Below are 4,618 nucleotides of genomic sequence, written 5' to 3' on the forward strand. Positions count from 1 at the left end.
ATCCCCATGCCGTGGTCGATGAACAAGCGATGTCCGATCGTCGCTCCGGGATGGATTTCGATTCCGGTTAAGAAACGCCCGAGATGCGAAATCACCCGGCTGAAGGTATACCATTTTCGCTTATAAAAAAAATGAGCGATATCATATATAAGGATGGCATGTAACCCCGGGTACGTCAGAACGACTTCCAACGTACTCCTTGCAGCCGGATCATGATCTTTTATGGTTTGAATTGTTTCGCGTAATCTATTCAAGTCATTTCATGCTCCTTTTTGGATTATCCATCTATTATATAGAATAAGCTCACTTTTGCTATACTTTTTTGTCGGTCCTACATCTTTTCCAATACGCTGTTCAGGTGAGCCAAGCTCTTCTCTCTGCCCAGCACTTCGATGGTCTTACCGATTTCAGGCCCGTGCATTTGGCCGCTGACGGCGACACGGATGGCCATATAAAGGTTCTTGCCTTTGATCTTGGTTTCTTTTTGGACCGCTTTGATGGCGCCCAGGATTTCGGCTTCTTCGAACGGCTCGATGGCAAGCAATTGTTCCTTGAACGCGGCAAGCACGGTCGGCGCTGTTTCGGCAGCCATGATTTCCTGTGCTTCTGCGTCCAGGTTGATTTCATCAGCGAAGAACATTTCCGATAGCGCAACGATTTCAGCGGCATAGCTCATTTGCTCGTGGTACAGACCGATCAGCTTTTTCGCATATTCGCTGTCGGCTTCGCTCGGGTTTTCCGGCAATTTGCCGGCAGCCACCAAGTGAGGCGCGGCCAAAGTTACGATTGTGTCCAAGTCGGCACTCTTCATGTACTGGTTGTTGATCCATTCCAGTTTCTTCTGGTCGAAGGCAGCAGGCGATTTGCTCAGGCGTTCCGGATCGAACATCTTGATCAGATCTTCTTTCGAGAAGATTTCGTCTTCTCCGACCGGTGACCAGCCCAACAGCGTGATGAAGTTGAACATCGCTTCCGGCAGGTAGCCCAAGTCTTTGTATTGTTCGATGAACTGCAGGATCGTTTCATCGCGTTTGCTCAATTTTTTGCCTGTTTCGCTGTTGATGATCAGCGTCATGTGCCCGAAAACAGGCTCTTTCCATTCGAACGCTTCGTAGATCATCATTTGTTTCGGTGTGTTGGCGATGTGGTCATCCCCGCGCAGGACGTGGGTGATGCCCATCATGTGATCGTCCACGGCAACCGCAAAATTATAGGTCGGGAAACCGTCGCGTTTGCGGATGATGTAGTCCCCGCCGACGCTGCTGGCTTCGAATGTGATCGGTCCTTTGACGATGTCATCGAATGTGTAGGTGTTTTCGATCGGCACACGGAAACGGATGACCGGTGTGATGCCTTGTGCTTCTTTTTCAGCTTGTTGGGAAGGCGTCATGTTTGCGCATTTTCCGCCGTAATGAGGCATTTCGCCGCGTGCTCTTTGCTGTTCGCGTTCCGTTTCCAACTCTTCCTCGGTGCAGTAGCACTTGTAGGCGCGGTTGGAAAGAAGCAGTTGATCAACCAATGGATCGTAGATATGCTGTCTTTCGGATTGACGGTACGGGCCGAATTTGCCTGGTTTGTCCGGACCTTCATCCCAGTCCATCCCTAACCATGCCAAGTTTTGCAGTTGGCTTTCTTCGCCATGTTCAAGGTTGCGTTTTTGGTCCGTATCTTCGGTGCGGATGATGAACTCGCCGTCGTTATGGCGGGCAAACAGATAGTTGAACAATGCAGTACGGGCGTTTCCGATATGCAGGTTACCGGTTGGGCTTGGTGCATAACGTACGCGGATTTTCTTTGTCATATGAAGTATCCCCTTTTCTGTGGAGCTGGTTATATCGTGCTGGCTTTTCTATTTGATTCCTTTTTGTGAATGCGCAGGCTTCGCAAAGATCATGCGGCCGGCAGCTGTCTGCAAGGCGCTCGTGACGACGACTTCAATCGTCTCGTTCATGTAATGCTGTCCCTCTTCGACGACGATCATCGTGCCGTCATCCAGATAGGCCACCCCTTGATTGCGTTCCGTTCCGACTTTGATGACGGTGACGACCATGTATTCACCGGGTATGACGACCGGCTTCACGGCATTGGCCAAGGCATTGATGTTCAATACCGGCACATTCTGGAACTCGCAGACTTTGTTCAGGTTATAGTCGTTCGTGATGACGATGCCGTCGATCAGTTTCGCCAAACGGATCAGCTTGCTGTCGACTTCGGGAATCTCTTCGAATTCACCGTCGTAGCTTTCCACGACGATATCCTCTTCTTTTTGGAGTTTGTTCAGGATATCCAATCCCCGTCTGCCCCTGACGCGCTTCAGGCTGTCGGAGGAATCCGCGATGTACTGCAGTTCGCGCAACACGAAGTTCGGGATGACGATGACGCCTTCCAGGAAGCCGGTTTTGGCGATGTCGTAGATGCGTCCGTCGATGATGACGCTCGTATCCAAAATCTTGTATTTGCGGAAAGTGTCATCCGCTTTGCGGTCAAGCATCTGTGTTTCTTCCTGCTTTTTCGGTTTCGCTGCGAACAGTTTACGGAATTCTTCGATCCGGGTAGTCCCCACGCGGAAGCCCAAGTAAGCCAAAATCAAGGACAGGATAGCCGGCAGCACGTCGTTGACGACCGGAATCCTTAGTGATGTCAAAGGGATGCCGATCAACCAAGCCAAAACCAGCCCGATGATCGTTCCGATTGAACCGAACAGCATGTAGCTGACCGATAAGGTGCTGAAATAATTCTCTATCTTTTGCATGACGTCCAAAATCAATTTCATCAATAAAAATGACAATAAATAAAATATAAGTGCTCCAACCCCAAAATTAACAAAAACATTGTTGAAAAGATTGTTTCGTATGCCCGCTAATTCCCACAGGTAAGGCAGTGCTGTAATACCAGCGCTGCCGCCCACCATCAGGAAGACGGCCGTAATAATTTTCCGTTTCAAAGGCTTCCCTCTCTTTCCTTCTGTCATCAATTTTTATTCGGAAATACTTTGCGCAGCGTTTCTTGAAGCGTTGCGACAGGAACGATCTGGATACCGTCCGGGTGCTTCCAGCCGGCCATATTGTTCTTCGGCAAATACACCTTTGTGAAGCCCAATTTTTGAGCTTCATTGACGCGTTGCTCGATCCGGCTGACCCGGCGGATTTCCCCGGTCAGGCCGATTTCACCGATAAAGCACTCGGTCGCGGAAGTCTCGGTGTCCCAATAGCTTGAAGCGATGCTGACCGCCACTGCCAAGTCGATGGCCGGCTCATCCAGCTTCACGCCGCCTGTCGATTTGAAGTAGGCATCCTGGTTCTGCAGCAACAAGCCCGCCCGTTTTTCCAGCACAGCCATGATCAGCGAAACCCGGTTGTAGTCCAATCCGCTCGCAGTCCGGCGGGCATTCCCGAAGACAGTCGGTGTGATCAGACACTGGATTTCAGCCAAAATCGGACGTGTGCCCTCAAGTGAGGCAACGACTGCCGATCCGGATGCTCCGGCGAGCCGCTCTTCCAGGAACAGTTCGGAAGGGTTCCGCACCTCGCGCAACCCGCCCTCGATCATCTCGAAAACGCCGATCTCGTCGGTCGACCCGAAACGGTTTTTGACGGCGCGCAGGATCCGGAAAGCATGATGCCGGTCGCCTTCAAAATACAGCACCGTATCCACCATATGCTCCAGCATCCGCGGCCCTGCGATGGCGCCTTCCTTCGTCACGTGTCCGACGATGAAGATGGCGATGTCGTTGCTCTTTGCTATCCGCATGAATTCGGCGGTGCATTCACGCACTTGCGTTACGCTGCCGGCCGTGCTCGTGATGTCCGGATGGATCATCGTCTGGATCGAGTCCACGATGACGAATTCCGGCTTGATCCGCTCGATCGTGCTGCGGATCGCGTCGACATCCGTTTCCGGGTAGATGTAGAAGTCGGTGCCCTTGACCCCTAGCCGCTCCGCCCGCAATTTGATCTGACTCGCGCTTTCCTCTCCGGAGATGTAAAGAACGCGGTGACCGCCTTGGTTGATCTGCGCCGAAACCTGCAGCAACAAAGTGGACTTGCCGATGCCGGGGTCGCCCCCGATCAAAATCAGCGAACCGGGCACGATGCCTCCGCCCAAAACGTGGTTGACTTCTTCCATCTGCGTTTTGACGCGCGGCAGATTCTCGGTCTTGATGTCCTGGATGGCGATCGCTTCAGGAACATTCCCGCTGAAATTGGAACGTTGCTGTTGCTTCACTGCTTTCGTCGCTTCCCGTTCTTCCTCCATTTGGTTCCAAGTGTTGCAGTTCGGGCAACGTCCCAGCCATTTCGGCGACTCGTACCCGCAAGCCTGACAAACGTATTTCACTGCATTTTTTTTTGCCAAATGAATCTCTCCTTCAAGTGTGAACCAACTTATCTTATTTTATCACAAAAAGCCTATTCTACGTATAACAATACGCAAATACCCGCGGATTTGGCTTTTCTTTTTAGGCTTGCCCTGACGATCCGAAACCGCCTGTTCGTTCTGTTCCTTCAGCTTCATCCTGGTCGGCTTTCAGGAACTGCAGGAAGATGCCCTGGCCGATGCGGTCGCCCTTGCGGATGACTTTGTCGCGCAAGCCGAAATTCAGGAACTGGAAGTAGATGTG

Annotated in this window: 4 protein-coding genes and 1 pseudogene; all 5 read right to left on the bottom strand. The window is 51.6% G+C overall.

What is annotated here, in order from left to right; genetic code table 11:
* A partial coding sequence (locus WBV27_RS00215) for a serine O-acetyltransferase (protein WP_424198393.1) occupies nt 1–254 on the bottom strand: 254 nt, incomplete at its 3' end.
* A gap of 77 nt (nt 255–331) precedes the next feature.
* The gene (gltX, locus tag WBV27_RS00220; protein WP_424198395.1) at nt 332–1,801 is read right to left on the bottom strand and encodes a glutamate--tRNA ligase; all 1,470 of its coding nucleotides are present in this window, start codon (nt 1,799–1,801) and stop codon (nt 332–334) included.
* A 48-nt stretch (nt 1,802–1,849) separates the two neighbouring features.
* Complete coding sequence (locus WBV27_RS00225; RefSeq protein WP_424198397.1) at nt 1,850–2,944, bottom strand: PIN/TRAM domain-containing protein; 1,095 nt, start codon at nt 2,942–2,944, stop codon at nt 1,850–1,852.
* 26 nt (nt 2,945–2,970) lie between these two features.
* A complete protein-coding gene (gene radA, locus WBV27_RS00230) occupies nt 2,971–4,353 on the bottom strand; it encodes a DNA repair protein RadA (RefSeq protein WP_424198399.1) in 1,383 nt (460 codons plus the stop codon).
* 103 nt (nt 4,354–4,456) lie between these two features.
* Nucleotides 4,457–4,618: pseudogene (locus WBV27_RS00235) on the bottom strand (dUTP diphosphatase); the annotation flags it as partial.

Origin of the sequence: Trichococcus sp. (assembly GCF_049589555.1) — a bacterium.
Classification (GTDB): domain Bacteria; phylum Bacillota; class Bacilli; order Lactobacillales; family Aerococcaceae; genus Trichococcus.

Coding starts and splice junctions, on each gene's coding strand:
- gltX (WP_424198395.1), bottom strand. CDS start 1,801: ATGACAAAGAAAATCCGCGTACGTTATGCACCAAGCCCAACCGGTAAC.